The sequence below is a fragment of the Thiomicrospira sp. genome (genome assembly GCF_014859555.1).
In the GTDB taxonomy this organism is placed as follows: domain Bacteria; phylum Pseudomonadota; class Gammaproteobacteria; order Thiomicrospirales; family Thiomicrospiraceae; genus Thiomicrospira.
In genome coordinates, this window is record NZ_JACUTY010000111.1 from 1 (window position 1) to 2,435 (window position 2,435).

Annotated in this window: 3 protein-coding genes; all 3 read right to left on the bottom strand. The window is 45.3% G+C overall.

Annotated elements, in window-relative coordinates:
• Positions 1-110: 110 nt before the first annotated feature.
• Positions 111-1,022: a DUF2189 domain-containing protein gene (locus IBX48_RS10245; RefSeq protein ID WP_296834217.1), complete on the bottom strand. Its 912-nt coding sequence runs from the start codon at positions 1,020-1,022 to the stop codon at positions 111-113.
• A gap of 115 nt (positions 1,023-1,137) precedes the next feature.
• Positions 1,138-1,809, bottom strand: coding sequence for a hexitol phosphatase HxpB (gene hxpB, locus IBX48_RS10250; RefSeq protein ID WP_296834220.1), 672 nt, complete (start codon positions 1,807-1,809; stop codon positions 1,138-1,140).
• Positions 1,806-2,435: pyridoxamine 5'-phosphate oxidase family protein (locus IBX48_RS10255; protein WP_296834222.1), on the bottom strand; the 630-nt coding region annotated here is incomplete at its 5' end. The genes hxpB and IBX48_RS10255, both read right to left, overlap by 4 nt.

Consider the following 2,435-nt stretch of genomic DNA (forward strand, 5'->3'; position numbering starts at 1 on the left):
ATCTGAAAAACTTGGCGTTGCCAGAATGAATCAGGGGTTAATCGAGGTGCCCATACTAAAATCGCCGTGGCTTTGAGCTTTTAGCGTATGACTCTTGGATGCTGAATTAATTAAGCCGCTTTGTGAATTTCGACTAAGTCATTAACCGCGTGCCAGCTGGCGTAACCGAGTAATGGCATTACAATTAACATACCCAAACCAAGCGACATGATGCCTACAATGAGCATAAAGCCAATTACAAGTGCCCAAGCGGTCATGACAAGTTTGTTGTTCACCACAATTTTAAAACTTAAAATCATGGCGGAGATCGCGCCAATGTGATTGTCTCGTAATAATAATGGAATCGTGACTACGCTGATGGCAAATACAAAGGCGGCTATTATTACGCTATGGCCGACAAAAAAAATCAAGAAAGCTAAGCCTTCTGGTGTCGCGAGGAACCCCGTTACTCCCATGCTACTATCAACGATTAATAAGGAACTTGCCCCAAGCACAATCGCGACAACAAATGGCATAGCGTTTATCCCAATGGCGGCAATGATGACTAAGCAGATGGCAAAAAGGCCGAAATTCGATTTTTTCCCTTTCCACGCGACCATCGATGAGGCTAATGAAGGCTTTTTTCCTCGCTCCAGTTTGTGTGCGGTGTAATACAGGCCGGTCGCCAGAAATGGTGATAAAACAATAAATACTACCGCAATGGTTAGCATTTGAATGGGCTGATATTGAACGGCAAAGAACATCATGACGACCGATAAGGCCATGACTAGGCCATAAAAAAGCGAAATGCCGGGCGCATGTGCCATGTCGAGCCAGCCTTTTTTCAGCCAGTGTCCAATATGGGATAATTGGACATCGTGTGAAATGATATGTTCTCCTGCTTCAGTATAGTGATCGTGCTCTTGTTCATTTGTTGGTATAGCTTTGTTGATAGGCATGATGCCCTCCTTACCTTGATTTACATCAAAGGTTAAGCGTTTTGTATCAAAGTAAAACTTAAATAGATTAAGCCTTTCCTCCACCTTATCAGAACCTGATGGTGCTAGGTAATAGAATCTATGCGAGACAACGCTAGCTTAGCTTATAAACAAGGATGGCGAACCACCAGGCCTGGTGGTGCGGATTCACTATTGGGTTTTATTGGATTTTTGCGTTTAAGTGGTGGGGGCGAAGCTCTAATAATGAGTTTAGCGTTGCGTCTGCAAGCTTTCGCATAGCGGCGTGGTCATCGGGATTAGAGGGTATTCCGATAACCTTTAAGCCAGCGGCTTTGGCGGCTTTTGCCCCTGAAATTGAGTCTTCAAGCGCGAGCGCGAACTTGGGCGAAACATTCAGTCTTTTGACCGCTTGCAAATATATATCTGGTGCGGGCTTTTGGGTTTGGACATTTTCGGAGGATACGATGCAGTCGAACAGATCAATACAATTGAGGGTTTGAGCGACGGTATGACATAAACGTAATGGCGCATTGGACGCGAGTCCGATTTTTAAGTCCAAATCGTGACAAAGTCCCAAGGCCTCGAAAAAGCCCGGTTTGGCTTGGCATTGATTTTTTAACATGATCTCAACTTCATCTATTACAGATTGTTCGGCCTGATGTTTGGGCGGATGAAGCCAAGGTGACTTGTCGTACCAAAATTCGGTTACGGCTTGAGTGGTTAAGCGGGCGGTTAAGCGCTGATCCTTGTCAGTGACTTCACAACCCAGAGCCGAAAAAACGCTGAATTCCGCTTGTTTCCAGAAAGATTCAGCATCAATAATCAAACCGTCCATATCGAAGATCACGGCTTGTAGTCGATGATGGCTCAAACGTTTTTCTCCATAATGTGGGTGGGTTGGCCGTCTAAACTGGTTTGGTTTTTTTCTTGCCAGTATTGCTCAATGCCATCATCGCCTTTTTTGACCGCCCATTCGTTGAGTTGTTCGCGGTCTTCGACATAATCAAAAAACGGCACACCCATGCCGCAAGAAGTTTGCACTAAATCAATGTCCAATAAAAACAATTGGCGTGTGCCCGGAAGCGGGTGAAATAAACGATACAGTTCGTTCCATTGAGGGTCTTTTTGATGCACGACTTTGGCGGTGCCATAGAGTCGTAAAATCAAAGGCGCGCCTTCAAACGCACAAAACATCAACGTCATGCGTGGGTGTTGCTGAACGTGAGCAGAGGTCTCGTTGCCGCTGCCGGTAACGTTTAACCAAGCCACTTGATTTGGCGTAATCACCCGCAGAGAATCCAGGCCTTTAGGCGACACATTTACACGGCTATCTTTGGTCGCGGTGCCAACAAAGTAGATTTTTTGCTGTTCAATAAAGCGAATCAACTTATCCGTTAACGCATCGAGTTTCGTTGCCATGACTTTTCCTTTCAGATTTTTAACTAACCACCAGGCCTGGTGGTTAGGCTTTTTTAAAGACCACAACATCGTTATGCG